Source organism: Rhodococcus sp. P3_B8, assembly GCF_056402775.1.
In genome coordinates this window covers 1-17460 of sequence record NZ_JBFUGT010000133.1, presented here as the reverse complement: position 1 = coordinate 17460, position 17460 = coordinate 1, and the positions used below count along the sequence as shown (strand labels likewise).

At 68.2% G+C, this 17460-nt stretch carries 16 protein-coding genes; 9 read left to right on the top strand and 7 right to left on the bottom strand.

What is annotated here, in order from left to right:
- On the bottom strand, positions 1-527 hold a 527-nt coding region (gene lexA, locus AC1D1G_RS28370), incomplete at its 3' end, for a transcriptional repressor LexA (protein ID WP_477954631.1).
- 291 nt (positions 528-818) lie between these two features.
- Between lexA and AC1D1G_RS28365 the strand changes: the two genes are divergently transcribed.
- Both AC1D1G_RS28365 and nrdR read left to right on the top strand, forming a co-directional pair.
- Positions 819-1316, top strand: a complete 498-nt coding sequence (locus AC1D1G_RS28365) for a LysM peptidoglycan-binding domain-containing protein (RefSeq protein WP_283331929.1) — start codon at positions 819-821, stop codon at positions 1314-1316.
- Positions 1317-1496: 180 nt separating this feature from the next.
- Complete coding sequence (gene nrdR, locus AC1D1G_RS28360; RefSeq protein WP_015890458.1) at positions 1497-1961, top strand: transcriptional regulator NrdR; 465 nt, start codon at positions 1497-1499, stop codon at positions 1959-1961.
- Positions 1962-1999: 38 nt separating this feature from the next.
- On the opposite strand, the gene hrpA is transcribed toward nrdR, so the two are convergent.
- A complete protein-coding gene (gene hrpA / locus AC1D1G_RS28355) occupies positions 2000-5890 on the bottom strand; it encodes an ATP-dependent RNA helicase HrpA (protein ID WP_477954630.1) in 3891 nt (1296 codons plus the stop codon).
- A gap of 70 nt (positions 5891-5960) precedes the next feature.
- Between hrpA and AC1D1G_RS28350 the strand changes: the two genes are divergently transcribed.
- Positions 5961-6605 (top strand): Pr6Pr family membrane protein, encoded by a 645-nt coding sequence (locus AC1D1G_RS28350; protein ID WP_283353137.1) that lies wholly within the window; start codon positions 5961-5963, stop codon positions 6603-6605.
- Positions 6606-6702: 97 nt separating this feature from the next.
- Positions 6703-7782 (top strand): alpha/beta fold hydrolase, encoded by a 1080-nt coding sequence (locus tag AC1D1G_RS28345; RefSeq protein ID WP_283331926.1) that lies wholly within the window; start codon positions 6703-6705, stop codon positions 7780-7782.
- Here the strand turns inward: AC1D1G_RS28345 and AC1D1G_RS28340 are convergent.
- Positions 7744-8127, bottom strand: coding sequence for a VOC family protein (locus AC1D1G_RS28340; RefSeq protein ID WP_283331925.1), 384 nt, complete (start codon positions 8125-8127; stop codon positions 7744-7746). The two genes, AC1D1G_RS28345 and AC1D1G_RS28340, sit on opposite strands and share 39 nt — an antisense overlap.
- Before the next feature lie 156 nt (positions 8128-8283).
- Between AC1D1G_RS28340 and AC1D1G_RS28335 the strand changes: the two genes are divergently transcribed.
- On the top strand, positions 8284-9648 hold the full coding sequence (locus AC1D1G_RS28335) for an MFS transporter (RefSeq protein WP_283353139.1): 1365 nt from the start codon (positions 8284-8286) through the stop codon (positions 9646-9648).
- Positions 9649-9711: 63 nt separating this feature from the next.
- Positions 9712-10944, top strand: coding sequence for an aminotransferase family protein (locus tag AC1D1G_RS28330; RefSeq protein ID WP_477954628.1), 1233 nt, complete (start codon positions 9712-9714; stop codon positions 10942-10944).
- Here the strand turns inward: AC1D1G_RS28330 and AC1D1G_RS28325 are convergent.
- Positions 10908-11210: a hypothetical protein gene (locus tag AC1D1G_RS28325; RefSeq protein ID WP_283331922.1), complete on the bottom strand. Its 303-nt coding sequence runs from the start codon at positions 11208-11210 to the stop codon at positions 10908-10910. The two genes, AC1D1G_RS28330 and AC1D1G_RS28325, sit on opposite strands and share 37 nt — an antisense overlap.
- Before the next feature lie 18 nt (positions 11211-11228).
- Between AC1D1G_RS28325 and AC1D1G_RS28320 the strand changes: the two genes are divergently transcribed.
- Positions 11229-11945 carry a hypothetical protein gene (locus tag AC1D1G_RS28320; protein ID WP_283331921.1) on the top strand — a complete coding sequence of 239 codons (717 nt, stop codon included), beginning with the start codon at positions 11229-11231 and terminating at the stop codon, positions 11943-11945.
- On the opposite strand, the gene AC1D1G_RS28315 is transcribed toward AC1D1G_RS28320, so the two are convergent.
- On the bottom strand, positions 11931-12611 hold the full coding sequence (locus AC1D1G_RS28315; RefSeq protein ID WP_477954626.1) for a PhzF family phenazine biosynthesis protein: 681 nt from the start codon (positions 12609-12611) through the stop codon (positions 11931-11933). The genes AC1D1G_RS28320 and AC1D1G_RS28315 overlap by 15 nt on opposite strands.
- Positions 12612-12721: 110 nt before the next feature.
- Between AC1D1G_RS28315 and AC1D1G_RS28310 the strand changes: the two genes are divergently transcribed.
- On the top strand, positions 12722-13645 hold the full coding sequence (locus AC1D1G_RS28310; RefSeq protein WP_105414573.1) for a hydrogen peroxide-inducible genes activator: 924 nt from the start codon (positions 12722-12724) through the stop codon (positions 13643-13645).
- Between the two features lie 9 nt (positions 13646-13654).
- Here the strand turns inward: AC1D1G_RS28310 and AC1D1G_RS28305 are convergent, their stop codons facing one another.
- Positions 13655-14404 (bottom strand): LysR family substrate-binding domain-containing protein, encoded by a 750-nt coding sequence (locus AC1D1G_RS28305; RefSeq protein WP_283331918.1) that lies wholly within the window; start codon positions 14402-14404, stop codon positions 13655-13657.
- A 58-nt stretch (positions 14405-14462) separates the two neighbouring features.
- Between AC1D1G_RS28305 and AC1D1G_RS28300 the strand changes: the two genes are divergently transcribed.
- Positions 14463-14867, top strand: a complete 405-nt coding sequence (locus AC1D1G_RS28300; protein ID WP_477954623.1) for a DUF5997 family protein — start codon at positions 14463-14465, stop codon at positions 14865-14867.
- 3 nt (positions 14868-14870) lie between these two features.
- Here AC1D1G_RS28300 and AC1D1G_RS28295 read toward each other — a convergent pair whose 3' ends face one another.
- Positions 14871-17375: a DEAD/DEAH box helicase gene (locus AC1D1G_RS28295; RefSeq protein WP_477954621.1), complete on the bottom strand. Its 2505-nt coding sequence runs from the start codon at positions 17373-17375 to the stop codon at positions 14871-14873.
- Between the last annotated feature and the right edge of the window lie 85 nt (positions 17376-17460).

Below are 17460 nucleotides of genomic sequence, written 5' to 3'. Positions count from 1 at the left end.
CCGTCGCAGATCGCGGCATCGATCATCGATTCGCCGACGACCTTGAGCAGGAACAGTGAGCCCTGGCCCACCAGTTCGCGGGGGAGCGGGAACACGTCCTCGACTGCTTCCTCGGCGAGGATCGGGCCACCGGCCGCGATCCGGCCGAGGACCGGGACGAACGTGGGTTCCGGCAGGGGTGCGCCGTCGGCGCCGGACTTGACCGCGGCCAACCCGACTGCGGCGCTCGCGTTCGCCGCGGCTCCCGCCGCCACCTCGTCGAGGCCGCGCACGTCGACGGCGCGGGGACGATTGGGATCCCGGCGGAGGAAGCCCTTCCGCTCCAGCGTGCGCAGTTGATGAGCGACGGACGACGTGGAGGTGAGCCCCACGGCGTCGCCGATCTCGCGGATGCTCGGCGGATATCCGCGCTCGTTGACGGACGTGCGAATCACCTCGAGGACACGGCGCTGCCGGTCGGTCAACCCGGCGGCGGAGCCACCGCTCACACGTGGAGTCGAACCGTCGGTCGAGCTGTCGTCCTTCATGGCGAGGTGCCTCCGTCTGTATGTGGATCTTCTCGGTATGGGTCGCATGTGACTGCTGTGCCGCGTGACACGAATCTATCCCGCTTTCCTCGGAGTTTCAAACATCTGTTCGACACGTGTCGCGAGAAGTAGAGACATTGTCGGAGTGCCGTGGTAGAAATCGAACATGTGTTCTTTCGAACGCGTGATCGAACGACCGGAGCGATCAGACACCGACCGGGTCGGTAGCGGATACGACAACGGATCTGACGACAACGGATCTGACAACGGATACGAGCAGCGGAGGTACCGATGAGCAACGCAGTTCTCCATCGGCAGGCAGTGCTGAACCGGCAGGCCCTGGAACGGGGTGTCGTCCGGTCCGGGGCCGCACGGTCGTACCGGACCGAGCCGCGCCGCCGGCGCACCGACGGCGAGCTGCGGCGCCCGTCGTCCGGCGCCGTCGCGTACCGGCCCACCCACACCGGTGTCTCCCGTGCCGATCACGCGCGCGGGGCGAACGACGTCGGCTGGCGGATGGTGCTCGCGAGTGTCGTGATCACGGCGGGTGTGTTGTGCGGGCTCGTCGGGGTGGCTCAGCTGGCCACGACCGACGGTGTGAGCAATTCGGCGGCCACGGAGGTCGTGCAGGTGCAGCAGGGGGAGAGCCTGGCAGCGCTCGCGGCGCGGATCTCCCCGGAATTGCCGGTGGCACAGGTGGTCGAGCGGATCATGGAGCTGAACGCCATGTCCAATTCGGCGCTCCACCCGGGCCAGAGTCTGATCGTCCCGTCGTCCTCTACCCGGTGACGGGGGTGGCTCTGCATGTCTGTCCCCCAGGGCGGCCGAGTAGTCTCGGATGCTGTCAGTCCCACCACTTCGTGTGGTCGCGTCGAGATCGTGCATCCGCTGCGTGAATCCGTTTTCGTCGGTTCGCCATCGGGGGAGGCGAACAGTTGCGGCCACGACGGCTACGACGAAGGAATCGCCATGCACTGCCCGTTTTGCCGGCACCCCGATTCACGTGTGGTCGATTCGCGAGAAGCCGACGAAGGACAGGCCATCCGTCGCCGCCGCTCGTGCCCCGAGTGTGGTCGCCGATTCACCACCGTCGAGACGGCCGTGCTGTCGGTGGTCAAGCGCAGTGGTGTCACCGAACCGTTCAGCCGGGAGAAGGTGGTGCGGGGAGTGCGCCGCGCCTGCCAGGGCCGGCAGGTAGACAACGACGCCCTGAATCTTCTTGCCCAGCAGGTCGAGGACGCGGTCCGGGCGTCGGGTTCTGCGGAGATCCCGAGCAACGAGGTGGGCCTCGCCATTCTCGGTCCGCTTCGTGATCTCGACGAGGTGGCGTACCTGCGCTTCGCGTCCGTGTACCGGTCTTTCAGCTCCGCCGAGGACTTCGCCCGCGAGATCAAAGAGCTACGCGAACACCGCGAATCCCGCGACGACGCCTGAGCCGAGGCGTCACCGCACCTTCTCCATGGCCCTGCGCGTCAGCGCACCTTCTCCATTGCACTGATCACGCGCTTCTCGGACACGGGGATCGGTGTCCCGAGTGTTTGAGCGAACAGGCTGACGCGCAGTTCCTCGATCATCCAGTGAATGGCGTCGACTTCGGGTGTGTGCTGTCGTTCTTCCGGCAGGCCGGCGAGCATGCGTTCGTATCCGGCGTACACCCGGTCGAGAACGTCCATCCCCTTCTGGTCGCGCGGTGCGCTCCCGGGAAGAGCTTCGAGACGGGCCGCCGCGGCGGCGAGGTAGCGGGGCAGTTCACGGAGGCGAGTGGCACCGATGTCGGCGACGAATCCGGGAAACAGCAGCGACTGCCGCTGTTCGCGCACGTCGTCGGCGGCCTCACCGGTCGCACGTTCCAGCACGACGGCGAGCCGATGGTCGGCTTCGAGTACCGGCGACACCAGTCGTAGGAGCACCGCCACGTTCCGGGCCATCTCGGCGCGCGCCGTCGCCACGAGGGCGTCGAACTCCTGAGGGGTGCGCACCGGCGTGCCGTGTGCGGCGATCAACTGGTTCGCGGCGGCGTTGCGGCAGTCGTCGATCAGGGCGTCGAGGCTGCCGTCGGGGTTCTGCCCGAGCGCAAGTCGCTGTGCGTTGCTCAGGCCCGATGTGACCGTCTTCGCCTGGGTGGGAACGGCGGCGAGCAGCAGCCGGCGCGTTCCGGCGCGCATTGCGGATCGTTGCGCCGCCGCGGTGCTGAGCACGCGGACGGCGACACCGTCACCCTCCGGGACCAGGGCGGGGTAGCCGGTGACCTTCTGGCCGCCGAGTTCGCGTGTCACGGTGGCCTCGAGCGAACCGAGGGTGGCAGGGGTCCACGTGAGTGCGGGCGGCCGCTCCGAATTCGACGCCGCCTTCGCCACCTCCACCTGGACGCGGGGAGCGAGCGACTTGCGCAGCGACACGAGATCCTTGTCCCGGCCGAGGACGGCACCTTTCTCGTCCACGGCAGCGAACGTCATGTGCAGATGGTCGGGGAGCGCGGTGACGTCGAAGTCCTGGGGATCGATGCGACAGGCGCCGAGCCGCGACAACTCGCGGGCCATCGCCGTGGTGAGCGGTTCGGAGCGGGGTTTCACGGCGGAAAGCGCGGCGCCCGCGAAGTCCGGTGCCGGAACCACCTGTCGGCGAAGGGTCTTTGGGAGCGTCTTGATCAGGGCGGTGACCAGTTCGACGCGCATGCCGGGGACCAGCCAGTCGAAGCCGACCGGGCGCAGGCCCGCCAGCAGCGCAATCGGGATGCGGGCGGTGACGCCGTCGTCCTCGGTGCCGGGCTCGAACTGGTAGGTGAGGGGGAACTGCATGTCGCCCTGACGCCAGGCGTCGGGGTACTCGCCGCCGAGTACTGCTGCGGACTCGGCGTTGACGACCGTCGCCTGGGTGAACGTGAGCAGGTCGGGGTTCTTGCGGCGGGCGACCTTCCACCAGGAGTCGAAATGCCGGGCGGAGACCGCTTCCGGGCCGACGCGCTGGTCGTAGAAGTCGTAGAGGGTGTCGTCGTCCACGAGGATGTCGCGCCTGCGGGCGCGGTGCTCGAGTTCCTCGACGTCTTCGAGGAGTGCGCGGTTGGCGTGGAAGAACTTGTGCTGCGTCTGCCACTCGCCCTGCACCAGAGCGTGGCGGATGAACAGGTCCCGGGACGTCTCGGGGTCGATGGTGCTGTAGGTGACCGCACGCCGGGCGACGAGCGGGATCCCGTACAGCGTCACGCGTTCGTAGGCCATGGCGGCGCCGCGCTTCGACGACCAGTGCGGCTCGGAGTAGGTGCGTTTCACGAGGTGCGGCGCCAGCTTCTCCGCCCACTCGGGTTCGATCCTGGCCGACATGCGTGCCCACAGCCGGGACGTTTCGACCAGTTCGGCGGCCATGACCCATCGCGGGGGCTTCTTGAACAGGCTCGAGCCGGGGAAGACCGCGAATCGGCTTCCGCGGGCCCCGAGGAAGTCTCGCTTGTCACCCTCGCGGAGTCCGATGTGCGACAGCAGTCCCGCGAGGAGGGACTGGTGGATCGCCGCCTCGCCGGCCGGGGTATCGGTGGTGTCCCAGCCCAGCCCACGGGTGATCTGCCGGAGCTGGCCGTGCAGGTCCTGCCATTCGCGGATGCGCAGCCAGTGCAGGAACTCGTTTCGGCACATCTTGCGGAACTGGTTGGACGACAATTCGTTCCGCTGCTCGCGCAGGTATTTCCACAGTTCGAGGAAGGCGAGGAAGTCGGAGTTCTCCACGGTGAACCGGGCGTGCTTCTCGTCCGCTGCCTGCTGGAATTCGGCGGGACGTTCCCGCACGTCCTGGATCGAGAGGGCCGAGACGATGACCAGCACCTCGGACAGGCAGCCGTTCCGGTGTGCCTCGACGAGCATCCGGGCCATGCGCGGATCGACGGGGATCTGCGCGAGTTCGCGTCCGACCGCGGTGAGGACGGGTTGCTCGTTCTGGGCTTTCCGTTCGATCGCCCCGAGTTCCTCGAGCAGGCCGATGCCGTCGCGGACGGCCCGCGGGTCGGGTGGCTGGACGAACGGGAACGCGGCGATGTCGCCGAGGCCGAGCGCCGTCATCTGCAGGATGACGGACGCGAGGTTGGTGCGCAGGATCTCCGGTTCGGTGAACGCGGGCCGCGCCTCGAAGTCCTCTTCCGAGTAGAGGCGGATGCAGATGCCCTCGGCCACACGGCCGCAACGCCCGGAACGCTGGCGGGCGGACGCTTGCGAGATCGGTTCGATGGGGAGGCGCTGCACCTTGGTGCGCACCGAGTAGCGGGAGATGCGGGCGGTTCCCGGGTCCACGACGTACCGGATGCCGGGCACGGTGAGGGAGGTTTCCGCGACGTTCGTCGACAGCACGACCCTCCGCCCGGTGTGGGGGGTGAACACCTTGTGCTGTTCCGCCGCCGACAGCCGGGCGTACAGGGGCACGATCTCGGTGCCGCGCAGTCTACGGTCGCGGAGCGCGTCGGCGGTGTCGCGGATCTCCCGTTCGCCGGAGAGGAAGACCAGGATGTCGCCGTCGCCCTCGCCGGACAATTCTTCGACCGCCTCGCACACCGCGTCGACGGGGTCGCGGTCGAAGGTCTGGTCGCCCACTTCCACGGTGAGTGGGCGGTAACGCATCTCGACGGGGAAGGTGCGTCCGGACACCTCGACGATCGGTGCGGGCACCCCGTCGTCGGTGGCGAAGTGCTGCGCGAAGCGTTCCGGATCGATGGTGGCCGAGGTGATGATCACTTTCAGATCGGGCCGGCGGGGGAGTAGCTGTCGCAGGTATCCGAGGATGAAGTCGATGTTGAGGCTGCGTTCGTGGGCCTCGTCGATGATGAGCGTGTCGTACCGGCGCAGCATCCGGTCGCGCTGGATCTCGGCGAGCAGGATTCCGTCGGTCATCAGTTTCACCAGCGTGCCGTCCGACACCTGGTCGGTGAATCGCACGGTGTAGCCGACGGTCTCACCGAGTTCGCTGCGGAGTTCCTCGGCGATGCGTTCGGCAACCGTCCGCGCCGCGAGACGGCGGGGCTGGGTGTGTCCGATGAGGCCGCGGACGCCGCGGCCGAGTTCGAGGCAGATCTTCGGGATCTGCGTCGTCTTGCCCGAGCCCGTCTCGCCGGCGACGATGACGACCTGGTTCTCGGCGATCGCCTTCGCGATGTCGTCGCGGCGCTGGCTGACGGGTAGCGCGTCGGGGTAGTCGATGACAGGGACGCTGTCGAGTCTTCGTGCGATGCGTCCGCGCGMGGCGGCGATCTCGTCGGACAGGGACGCGAGTGCGTCGGGTGTGCGCGCACGGTCGAGTCGCCGGCGGAGCCGGTGTTCGTCGCGCAGAGTGAGTTCGCCGAGGCTGTTTTTCAGTTCCCGCCGGCTGGGTGCTGTGGTGGACATGCTGGACCCCAGCCTAGCCAACCCGGTTGATCACCCTGTGCCGCGCCCGCCCGTGTGCGAATATCGGCGGATGGGCGCTGCCGTCGTCACGGACCTGCGAGGTCAGAGGATCGTTCGGGTTCTGCGGGCGGTCTTCGCCGTCTACGGTCTGATCGCGTTGCTGTGGATTCCCCTCCGCAGCGCCGGCAGCGACGACTTCTCCCTGGCCAACTACCTCAGCTACTTCACCATCGAGAGCAACATCCTCGCCGCCGTCGTCCTGCTCGTCGGCGCGATCCGGGATCCGCAGTCGCGGGGCTGGCAGCTGTTCCGCGGCGCGACCACGCTGTACATGGTCATCACCGGAATTGTGTACGCGGTGCTGCTGGCGAACATCGACGTCATGCTGCAGGACGCCTGGATCAACACGGCCCTGCACCGTCTGCTGCCGCTCGTGCTGCTGCTCGACTGGGTGGTGGCCCCGTCCCGGGTGCGGATCTCCGAGGCGCAGAGCCTCGGCTGGCTGGTCTTTCCGGCCGTGTATGGCGCCTATTCCCTGATCCGGGGTCCGATCGTCGACTGGTACCCGTATCCGTTCCTGGACCCCCGACAGCAGGGGTACCTCCAGCTCGCCGTCACGGCGGTCGTGTTGTTGCTGGCAATGGCGTTGATGGCGCTCGCCGTGAACGCGGTGGGACGTCTCGGTGCGCGCCGGCGGTACGGCGAGGACCGGTAGCGGCGAAGCTGCGCGCAGACGATTCGCGCACCGCGCTATCCTCCACACGACAGGCGTCCGCGCGATCATCCGTGACTTCGGCAACGGCTGGGAGACTATGTTCGACGAGTTCGCAGGCGAGAACTTCGACCTGCTCGGCCGCGACCGCGGCAGTGTCGTCGCCGCCGACGACGGTGTGCCCCTCGCGGTGCGCGAGGTGGGTCCGGCGTTCGCCCCCTTGACGGTGGTGTTCGTCCACGGCTTCTGCAACCGGATGACCGGCTGGCACTTCCAGCGGGTTCAGCTCGAGGAGGCGTGGGGCTCGACGATTCGCATGGTGTTCTTCGACCTGCGGGGGCACGGCGACTCCGGGGTGCCGCGGCGCGCCACCTGCACCATTCCGCATCTCGCACAGGACGTCGACGCCGTGATCCGTGCGCTCGTGCCGGAGGGGCCGATCGTGCTGGTAGGCCATTCGATGGGCGGTATGGCGGTCCTGTCGTACGTCGGGCAGCATCCCGATCTGATCGGGTCCCGCGTCGTCGGGGTGGGCCTGATCGCCACCGCGGCGGAGAAGCTGGGTGACGTGGGGCTCGCGCGGACCCTCAACACGCCGGTGGTTGCCGGATTCAGCACCGCGGCCCGGCACCTGCCCCGGGTCGTCCAGAGCGGTCGCGGCGCGAGCAAGAGGGTGCTGGCGCCGATCCTGAGGTCGGCGTCGTTCGGTGACCGCAGCATCAGCCCGGCGATCATGTGGCACTCCGAGCAGATGATCAACGACACGTCCCTCAAGACCCTCGTCGACTTCCTGCCGTCGTTCAAGAATCACGACGAGACGGCGGCGGTGCCGTTGCTCGCACCCATCGAGACGCTGGTGGTGTGCGGCGATCGCGACCTCCTGACCCCCTTCCGGTACTCGAAGGCGATCGCCGGGCATCTGCCCGACGCGGAACTGGTGAAGGTCCCCGGTGCGGGGCACATGGTGCAGTTGGAGCGCGCAGAACTCGTCTCGGACGCGATCGATCGTCTCCTGACCCGTTCGGTCGAAACCCTGCCCACGCCGAGTGCCTGGAGTGAGTGGGTCCGGGTGGCGACGGATTACGTGGACCACGCACGGCACTGGGTCGCCCACGGCGGGCCCGCCGCCTGGTGGCGAGGGCTACGTGGTCGTCCCGTCGTCGGCCCCACGTTCCGGTAGCACGCAGAATTCGTTGCCCTCGGGGTCTGCGAGGACCACCCAGGGAACGTTCGGGTCGTCGCTCAGCCGGCGTGCGCCGAGCGAGAGGAGCCGCCGGACCTCCTCGTCGCGGGTACCGGACGACGGCGCGATGTCGAGGTGCAGGCGGTTTTTCTCGGACTTCGGGTCGTCGACGGGCTGGAACACCAGTGACGGGGACCCCGGTGCGTTCGCTTCGACGTACTCGAGCCCGTACGAGTCCTTCCATCGGCGGGTCGACGGATAGCCCAGGGCGTCGCACCAGAATCGTGACAGTGTTTCCGCGTCACGACAGTCGACGGCGATGGCGATGATTCGGCTGGTCATGGGCTGCGGATACCCGCGCGACGCTGGTCGCACACTGTCGCGGGAACGGCTCGGGCGCGCCTCCGTGGCGTGTCTGTAACCGGCAAACGCGCGACAACACGTGCCACTCGGGCCACAATGGGTGAACGCGAAACCGGCCCGAGGAGACGGGATCACATGGCATCTGCGAGTTCGTCAGCCGAGCAGGAAACCCTCCCACCAGGTGTTCTCCGTCGCGCGATCGCGGCGTCGGCGATGGGTAACGCCACCGAATGGTTCGACTACGGTGTCTACGCGTTCACCGTGTCGTACATCTCGGCAGCGTTCTTTCCAGGCGACACCGGTTCGGCCACCCTGTACGCCCTGCTCGTGTTCGCGGTGTCGTTCGTCGTGCGACCGCTCGGCGGCCTCGTGTGGGGTCCGCTGGGTGACCGGCTCGGACGCCGCCAGGTTCTGGCACTGACGATCATCCTGATGGCGGGTGCGACGTTCTGCGTGGGCCTCGTGCCGGGATACGACGTCATCGGTTTCTGGGCGCCCCTGCTGCTGGTGCTGCTGCGCATGATCCAGGGCTTCTCGACGGGCGGCGAATACGGCGGCGCGGCAACGTTCATGGCCGAGTACTCGCCGGACCGCAAGCGCGGTTTCTGCGGAAGTTTCCTCGAGTTCGGCACGCTCGGCGGGTATGCGCTGGGTGCGATCGTGGTCCTGGCGGTGGAGTTGTTCTCCAGCGATCCGTTCATGTCCACCTGGGGCTGGCGTATCCCGTTCCTGATCGCCGGACCGATGGGTCTGATCGGCCTCTACCTGCGGACCAAGCTCGAGGAGACCCCCGTGTTCCGGGAACTGGACGCGGAGGGCGAGGTGGAGTCGACGCCGACCCACGAGTTCAAGGATCTGGTGACCGAGTACTGGAAGCCGTTGCTGCTGCTCGGAGGCCTCGTCATCGCGTTGAACGTCACCAATTACACCCTGCTCAGTTACATGCCGACATATCTGGAGACACAGATCGGTCTGACGTCCACCGCGTCGCTGTCCCTGTTCATCGTCGGGCAGCTCGTGATGATGGCAGTCATTCCGTTCGCCGGCGGGTTGTCGGACCGGGTCGGCCGCAAACCGTTGTGGTACGGCTCGCTCGTGGGATTGATCGTGCTCGCCGTCCCGATGTACCTGCTGATGCGTCAGGGTTTCGGATGGGCGATCCTCGCGTTCGCGGTACTCGGGTTGCTGTACGTCCTGCAGCTGTCCACGATTTCGGCGACGTTCCCGGCGATGTTTCCGACCCATGTGCGGTTCGCGGGTTTCGCCATCGCCTACAACGTGTCGACGTCTCTGTTCGGCGGCACCGCCCCCGCGGTCAACGAACTGCTCATCGAATGGACCGGCAACACACTCATGCCGGCGTTCTACATGATGGCCGCGTGCGCGATCGGCCTCGTCGCGCTGTACTTCGTGGCCGAGACGGCGGGCGCGTCCATCCGCGGTCGCGGGATTCCGGGAGTCGACACCGAGCCACACCCCACCGCCCTGGCGGAGAAGTGACGCGGCACGATCCTCTGTGGGGCGTCGTGGCATAGTCGCCTTCGGGCGGGGTTTCACGAAGGGATGAGCATGGCGTCGGCACTGTGGCACGGATTCGCGGACATGGGCGCGGTGGAACAGAAGGGCGCCTTCGTGGTGTCCCGCGGCGAGGGCGCCTACATCTGGGACGATCGCGGCAACCGATACCTGGATGCGACAGCAGGTCTGTGGTTCACCAACGTGGGGCACGGCCGTGCGGAGATCGCGGACGCCGTCGCGCAGCAGTTGCGGACCGTGGCCCATTTCTCGAACTTCGGTGACTTCGTCCCCGAGACGACCGCGGCCCTGGCCRATCGTCTCGCGACCATTGCGCCGGTGCCCGGCAGCAAGATCTTCCTCACGTCCGGTGGTTCGGATTCCGTGGACACGGCGGCCAAGCTCGCCCGCCGCTACTGGCACGAGATGGGCAAGCCGTCCAAGACGATCGTGGTCGGGCGCCAGAAGGCCTATCACGGGATGCATGTGGCGGGCACCGCGCTGGCGGGAATCCCCGCCAACCGCGAGGGTTACGGCGAGTTGATGGCCGACGCCGCCACGGTCGCCTGGAACGACGCCAAGAGCCTGCTCGAACTGATCGAGAAGATCGGCGCCGACACGATCGCCGCGTTCTTCTGCGAGCCCGTCATCGGCGCGGGCGGCGTATACCTGCCGCCGGAGGKCTATCTCGCGGAGGTCCGCGACATCTGCCGCGAGCACGACATCCTGTTCGTCGTCGACGAAGTGGTCACGGGATTCGGCCGCATCGGCGGCGAGTGGTTCGCGTCGACGCGATTCGACCTGCAGCCCGACATGATGACTACGGCGAAGGGCCTCACCTCCGGGTACGTCCCGATGGGTGCGGTGTTCATCGCCCCGCGCGTGGCCGAGCCGTTCTTCGCCGGCGGGGTCTGGTGGCGGCACGGCTACACCTACGGTGGGCATGCGGGTGCCGCCGCGGCGGCACTCGCCAACCTCGACATCATCGAGCGCGAGAATCTGCTGGCGGAGTCGAAGCGGCTCGAGTCGTCACTGCACGAGCACCTCGCGCCTCTCGCCGATCATCCGCGCGTCGAGGAAGTACGCAGCGGTCTCGGTGCGGTCGCGGCGGTGCAGCTGGCCGATCCGGCGGAAGCGCTCCCGTTCGTGAACACGTTGCGCGAACACGGGATCTCGGGGCGCGCGGCCGGTCAGGGTGCCATGCAGATCTCGCCGGCGTTCGTGATGACGGACGGGCAGGTCGCTCAGCTCGCGGACGGAATCCGCCGGGCCCTGGGCTGATCGGTCCCGGTGCCCCGCCTGCGGAGGCGGCGCAGGGCACCGGTGACCCGGTCCCGCCAGGTGGGCGGGGTCAGGTCGATCTCCTTCTGCCCGTCGTGCACCGCGTACGCGCGGGTGTAGCGCTCGTGGAGACGCGCCCGGACCTCGTCGGGCGTGTAGGCCTTGCGGTGCCGATCCGCGCGCACCGCGACGACTCCGGTCGCGGCGACACCCACCGCACCGGCGAGTCCGAGTAGTTTCCACCATTGCCTGCCGCGCGGTCGCATCCTTCTAGGCTAGGGTCCATGGACGCGCCACGGCACACGGACGCACGACGACACGGCTCCACCATCGACCTCGACACCGCTGTCGAGGTCACGCGCACCGGCGACATCTGGATCTTCCGCGGAGAGTCTCCGGCCGACCGGGCCATTCAGACGCTGACGAACAGTCCGGTCAACCACGTCGGGATGTCGGTGGTCCTCGAGGACCTGCCGCCGCTGATGTGGCACGCCGAGCTGGGACATTCGCTGCAGGACATGTGGACGGGACGCTTTCAGCGCGGTGTGCAACTCCACGACCTGCGCGCCGCGGTCCAGGTGTGGGGTGCGCGGTACGGGCAGCGGGGATGGCTGCGTCAGCTCGCCGAGCCCGCGACGTCGCAGCAGGAGGATGCGTTGCTGCGGACGATCGCTCGGCTCGACGGAACCCCGTTCCCGTCCACCGCGAAACTCGCGTCACGGTGGTTCGGCGGGCGCCTGCCCGGGACGGGGCGCCGGCAGGAGAAGTCGGGCGGCCTCGAGAGTGCCTATTGCGCCGAGGTGGTTGCGCAGACGTACGAGGAGATGGGGCTGATCAGTGGGCGCAGGCGCACCAACTGGTACGACCCCGGCAAGTTCTGGAGCGGCGACAGGCTTCCCCTCGCTCCCGGGGTGACGCTGGGCCGGGAGATCGAGGTGACTCTGAGCGAAGCCGACCTCACCGCGGGGCGAGGTCGGCGGCCGTCGTCAGAGGGTGCGTGACTTCTCGGGGTGGACTCGTCCGCCGACCTCGATCCAGCCGGCGGGATCGTAGGTGGTGCGCAGTTCGGATCCTTTGCCCTGGGTGATCAGGAGGGCGTGCCGGAGGTGCGCGGTGATCCGGACGGCCGCGGCTCCGGTGGCCTCGTCCTCGGTGATGCCCATGTCCGGGGCGAACATTCGTGACCGGATCGAGTGCTCGACCTTGTCCGTCCAGGCCCACAGATAGTGGTGTCCGGCACCGAACTTCTTCGGGTCCGCGGACTGAACCTCGCGCACGCTGTTCATGGGGTACAGCGAGAACTCGGGTGCCCACTCCGGCCGGGCCCGCACCCAGGTGATGGCGCCGGAACGGCGGGTGGCGACGGGGCCCGCGGGCACGTCGAGTGTGGTGACCGCGGCGCCGCGCTCGTGTAGCCACCAGGACAGCCCGACCGTGGGATGTCCGGCGAAGGGCAGTTCGGTGGTGGGGGTGAAGATCTGGGCGCGTGCGTGCTCGTCGCCGGGTCCGGGCATGTCGACGAAGATCGTCTCGCTGAATCCGAGTGCGGCGGCGACGGACTGCCGGTCCTCGGGCGGGACGGCCGAGGAGTCGACGATGCCGAGCGGATTGCCGTGGCGTCCTTTGTCGTCGGTGAACACCCGGACGACATCTACGTGGATGGGCATTGATGCACCTTATCGCTCGTCGACCTCGAGACAGCGCCTCGACGGTGGGAGGGGTCGCCACCGGCCCGGGTCGAAAGGCAGGGGTGATGGACGACGCTAGACTGATAGGCATGGCTGATCAGAGTTATCAACCCACACTGTCGCAGCTGCGTGCGTTCGTAGCTGTCGCGGAATACCGCCATTTCGGCACGGCGGCAGCACGATTGAGTGTGAGCCAGCCCACGTTGTCGCAGTCGCTTGCCGCCCTGGAGAACGGACTCGGTGTGCAGCTCATCGAGCGCAGCACCCGTCGCGTCCTCGTCACCGCGGCGGGGGAGCGACTCCTCGGTCAGGCCAAGGTCATCCTCGAGGCCGCGGACGGTTTCGTCGCGACGGCCGCGGGTGTCGGCGACCGGTTGGCCGGACCGCTGCGTATCGGGCTGATCCCCACCGTGGCCCCCTACGTGCTGCCTGCCCTGTTGCCGGCGCTGCGCGAGGAGATGCCCGCCCTCGAGCCGCAGGTCATCGAGGACCAGACGGCGCGACTTCTGGAGGCGTTGCGTGTGGGTGCGCTCGACGTCGCGGTGCTGGCGTTGCCGAGTGGCGTCAGCGGTCTCGTCGACATTCCCTTGTACACAGAAGATTTCGTGATGGTCGTCCCGGAGGGGCACGCGCTGGCGGGCCGCACCGACGTCTCGCCGCAGATGCTGGACGCGCTTCCCCTCCTGCTGCTCGACGAGGGGCACTGCCTACGCGATCAGACCCTCGATCTGTGCCGCTCGGTCGACGCGCACCCGGTGGCGGGCGACACCCGCGCCACGTCGCTGTCGACGGTGGTGCAGTGCGTCGCCGGCGGACTCGGCGTGACCCTGGTGCCGGAATCCGCCGTTCAGGTGGAGACCGGACGGGGACCGCTCGCGACCGCCCGCTTCGCGGCTCCGGCGCCCGGCCGCACGATCGGCCTCGTGTTCCGCTCGTCCAGTGCCCGTGCGGACGGCTACGGGCAACTCGCCGCCCTGCTCACGAAGACGGCGTCGGTCGCCGCGCCCGCCTGACGGTCGGAGCTACGACCGCCGTCGCGGTTTGCCCTTCTTGCCGCCCTTCGTTCCGGAGCCCGACCGGGACGTCCTGGCACCCGCGGCCGGTTTCTGGCGTGCCGTCGCCGCGGCAGGACGCTTCTTCTTCGGCTGAGCCGGCGTCGGGGTGCGACCCCGGGAGCTGTTGACGGTCCGGCCCCGGACGATGCCGATGAACTCCTCCACCAGTTCGGTGGTCTCGTCCTCGGGCCACGACAGCGCGATCCGTGACTCCGGGCCGTCCGACACCGTCCGGTAGACGAGGTCCTTGCGGTGGTGGAGCCGGGCGAGCGACTGCGGGACGACGAGCAGCCCGATCCCGGCGGCGACCAGTTCGATCGCGTCGGCCGTCGTGGCCGGGCGGTCCTGGGCGGGCAGTCCCGGCACGCTGTCCCAGACGAGGATGTCATCGAGCGGGTGCAGTACGATCTCGTCGGCCAGATCCGCGATCGACACCTCGTCCACCGCCGCCACCACGTGGTCCTTCGGTGCCACGACCACGGGGATCTCGGTATACAGGGGGATGGCGCTGAGACCGGTCCGGTCGATCGGCAGCCGCACCAGGCCCACGTCCGCGCCGCCGCCGCGCAACTGGTCGGGTGCGTCCGCGGCCGCCACCGGGACGAGGGTGAGCGGGACGTCGGGCAGCCGTTCGTTCCAGATCCGCACCCACTTGGTGGGGGTCACGCCCGGGACATACGCGAGCCGGAACGAAGGGGATGCATCCGCGTCTGTCACCCCGTCAGGCTACCGGCCTTGGTCAACGGCACCGCACACGCTCGTTACTCTTGACACCATGACGTCGCACAAGAGCCCCCAGACTATGAAGCCCGCCACCGCGGCGAAGAAGCTGGGTGTGTACCTCGAGGCCACCCCCGCGGAGTTCCAGGAGGGTCTCGTCTCCCGCGACGAGCTGAGTGCACTGCAGAGCGATCCGCCGGAGTGGCTGCTCGAGCTGCGCCGCAACGGCCCGCACCCGCGGCCGGTGGTCGCGGCGAAGCTGGGGGTGTCCATCGCGGGCCTCGCCCGGGGCGGCGTCACCGAGGCGCTCACCACCGAGCAGATCGACGCGCTCATGGCGGATCGTCCCGAATGGCTGCAGCAGGAACGCGCCACCCAGGCCGAGGGCCGCAAGGAGACCGTCCGCATCAAGGAGAAGAACGCGGCGCGGCGGGATCAGCCCCGCCGGCCGCGTTCCTGACCGCTACCCTTCGACGATGCTGAGCTCGTCGAAGAYCACTTCGCCGGCCGCGTCGGACTCGGGAAGGTCGACGACCGCCGTCAACGCCCACCCGTGATCGCCCGGCGGGTCCTCGAGGACCTGCCGCACCCGCCACAGCTCGGGCGCGGTCTCCACCTGGAACAGCTGGGGGCCGCGTGCCGAGGGGCCGGTGCCGAGGGAGTCGTATTCGTCGAAGTACGGCTGGAGCTGGTCCTCCCACTCGTCGGCGTCGATGCCGTCGTCGAGTCCCTCCAGTTCGGCCCACCGCCGCCGCGACGCGAGTTCGATACGCCGGAACATGGCGTTGCGCACCATCACCCGGAATGCTCGCGTATTCGCCGAGATCGGGCGCGGCACATCGGCGCCGAACGCGACCTGCTGGTCGTCTCCCTCGGCGCCGGGGTCGGTGAGGGATTCCCATTCGTCGAGCAGGCTGGAATCGACCTGGCGGATCAGCTCGCCCAGCCACTCGATGAGGTCGTCCAGCTCCTCCGTCCGGGCCTCGGTCGGAACGGTCTGGCGCAGGGCTCGATACGCGTCCGCGAGATACCGCAGTACGAGCCCCTCCGAACGGGCCAGACCGTAGTGGCTGACCATTTCGGCGAACGTCATCGCCCGCTCGACCATGTCGCGCACGACCGACTTGGGCGACAGCGCGAACTCCGTGATCCACGGGTGCCCACCGCGATACATCTCGAACGCTGGGAACAGCAGATCTGCGAGAGGCTTGGGCCAGGTGACCTCCTCGAGCAGTTCCATACGTTCCTCGTACTCGATCCCGTCGGCCTTCATCTGCGCGACCGCCTCACCGCGGGCGAAGTGCTGCTGCGCCATGAGGACCTGCCGCGGGTCGTCGAGGGTCGACTCGATCACCGACACCACATCCAGTGCATAGGAATCGGATTCGACGTCGAGGAGTTCGAGGGCGGCCAGGGCGAACGGGGAGAGTGGCTGATTGAGCGCGAAGTCCCGCTGGAGTTCCATCGTCAGCCGGGCCATGCGGCCGTCGGCGTCGGGTTCGTCGAGTCTCTGCACCACCCCGGCGTCGATCAGCCCGCGGTACAAGGACAACGCCTTGAGGATGTGCTTGCGCTGTGCGGGCCGCGACTCGTGGTTGTCCTCGAGGAGGTGCCGCATGGACTCGAAGCAGTTGCCCGGTCGCGCGATCACGTTGAGCAGCATGGAGTTCGACACGGAGAACCGGGAGACGAGCGGTTCGGGTGACGCGGCGACGAGGCGATCGAACGTGGCCTCGCTCCACGACACGAAGCCGTCCGGCGCCTTCTTGCGCTGCACCTTCCGGCGCTTCTTCGGGTCGTCGCCCGCCTTGGCGAGTGCACGCAGATTCTCGACCTCGTGTTCGGGGGCCTGCACGACCACGGTGCCCAGCGTGTCGTAACCGGCGCGTCCCGCGCGTCCCGCGATCTGGTGGAACTCGCGGGCACGGAGGTGCCGCGTGCGGGTGCCGTCGAACTTGGTCAGCCCGGTGAGGAGCACGGTGCGGATGGGCACGTTGATTCCTACACCGAGGGTGTCGGTGCCGCAGATGACCTTCAGCAGACCGTCCTGCGCCAGCTTCTCGATGAGGCGGCGGTACTTCGGCAGCATGCCCGCGTGGTGGACGCCGATACCGTGCCGGACGAGGCGCGAGAGCGTCTTGCCGAATCCGGTGGTGAACCGGAAGCCGCCGAGCGCTTCGGCGATGGCGTCCTTCTCCTCGCGCGAACAAAAGTTGACGCTGGTCAGGGCTTGCGCGCGTTCCAGGGCGGCGGCCTGGGTGAAGTGGACCACGTAGACCGGGGCCTGATTGGTGGTCACCAGTTCCTCGATCGTCTCGCTCACGGGTGTCGTGGCATACGAGAACATGAGGGGAACGGGACGCTCGGTGCCCGCCACCACGGTGGTGGGCCGGCCGGTCCGGCGGGTGAGGTCGGACGAGAAGAAGTCGACCTCACCGAGGGTGGCCGACATGAGCAGAAACTGGGCGTGGGGGAGTTCGACCAGGGGGACCTGCCACGCCCAGCCCCGGTCGGGCTCGGAGTAGAAGTGGAACTCGTCCATCACGACCTGACCGATGTCGGAGTCGGGGCCCTCGCGCAGTGCGAGGTTCGCGACGATCTCGGCGGTCGCGCAGATGATCGGCGCCCGTGAGTTGACGGCGGCGTCGCCGGTCATCATGCCGACGTTCTCCGCGCCGAATACCTCGCACAGGGCGAAGAACTTTTCGCTGACAAGGGCTTTGATCGGGGCCGTGTAGAAGGTGCGCTTGCCGGTGGCCATGGCGTAGAAGTGGGCGCCGACCGCCACCATCGACTTGCCGGATCCGGTGGGCGTCGCCAGAATCACGTTGGCCCCGGACACCAGTTCCATCACGGATTCTTCCTGGGCGGGGTAGAGCGTCAGACCCCGTTCTTCGGTCCAGGAGGTGAAGGCGTCGAAAACGGAATCGGAATCCGCGTTCTCGGGGAGCAGGTCGGAGAGAAGCACTGCTACAGGCTAGCCGGAACGCGGTGCGCCGCTGCCGGGCCTACGTTGCGCTGCGTTCGTCCGATCCCATCGCGTCCAGAACCGC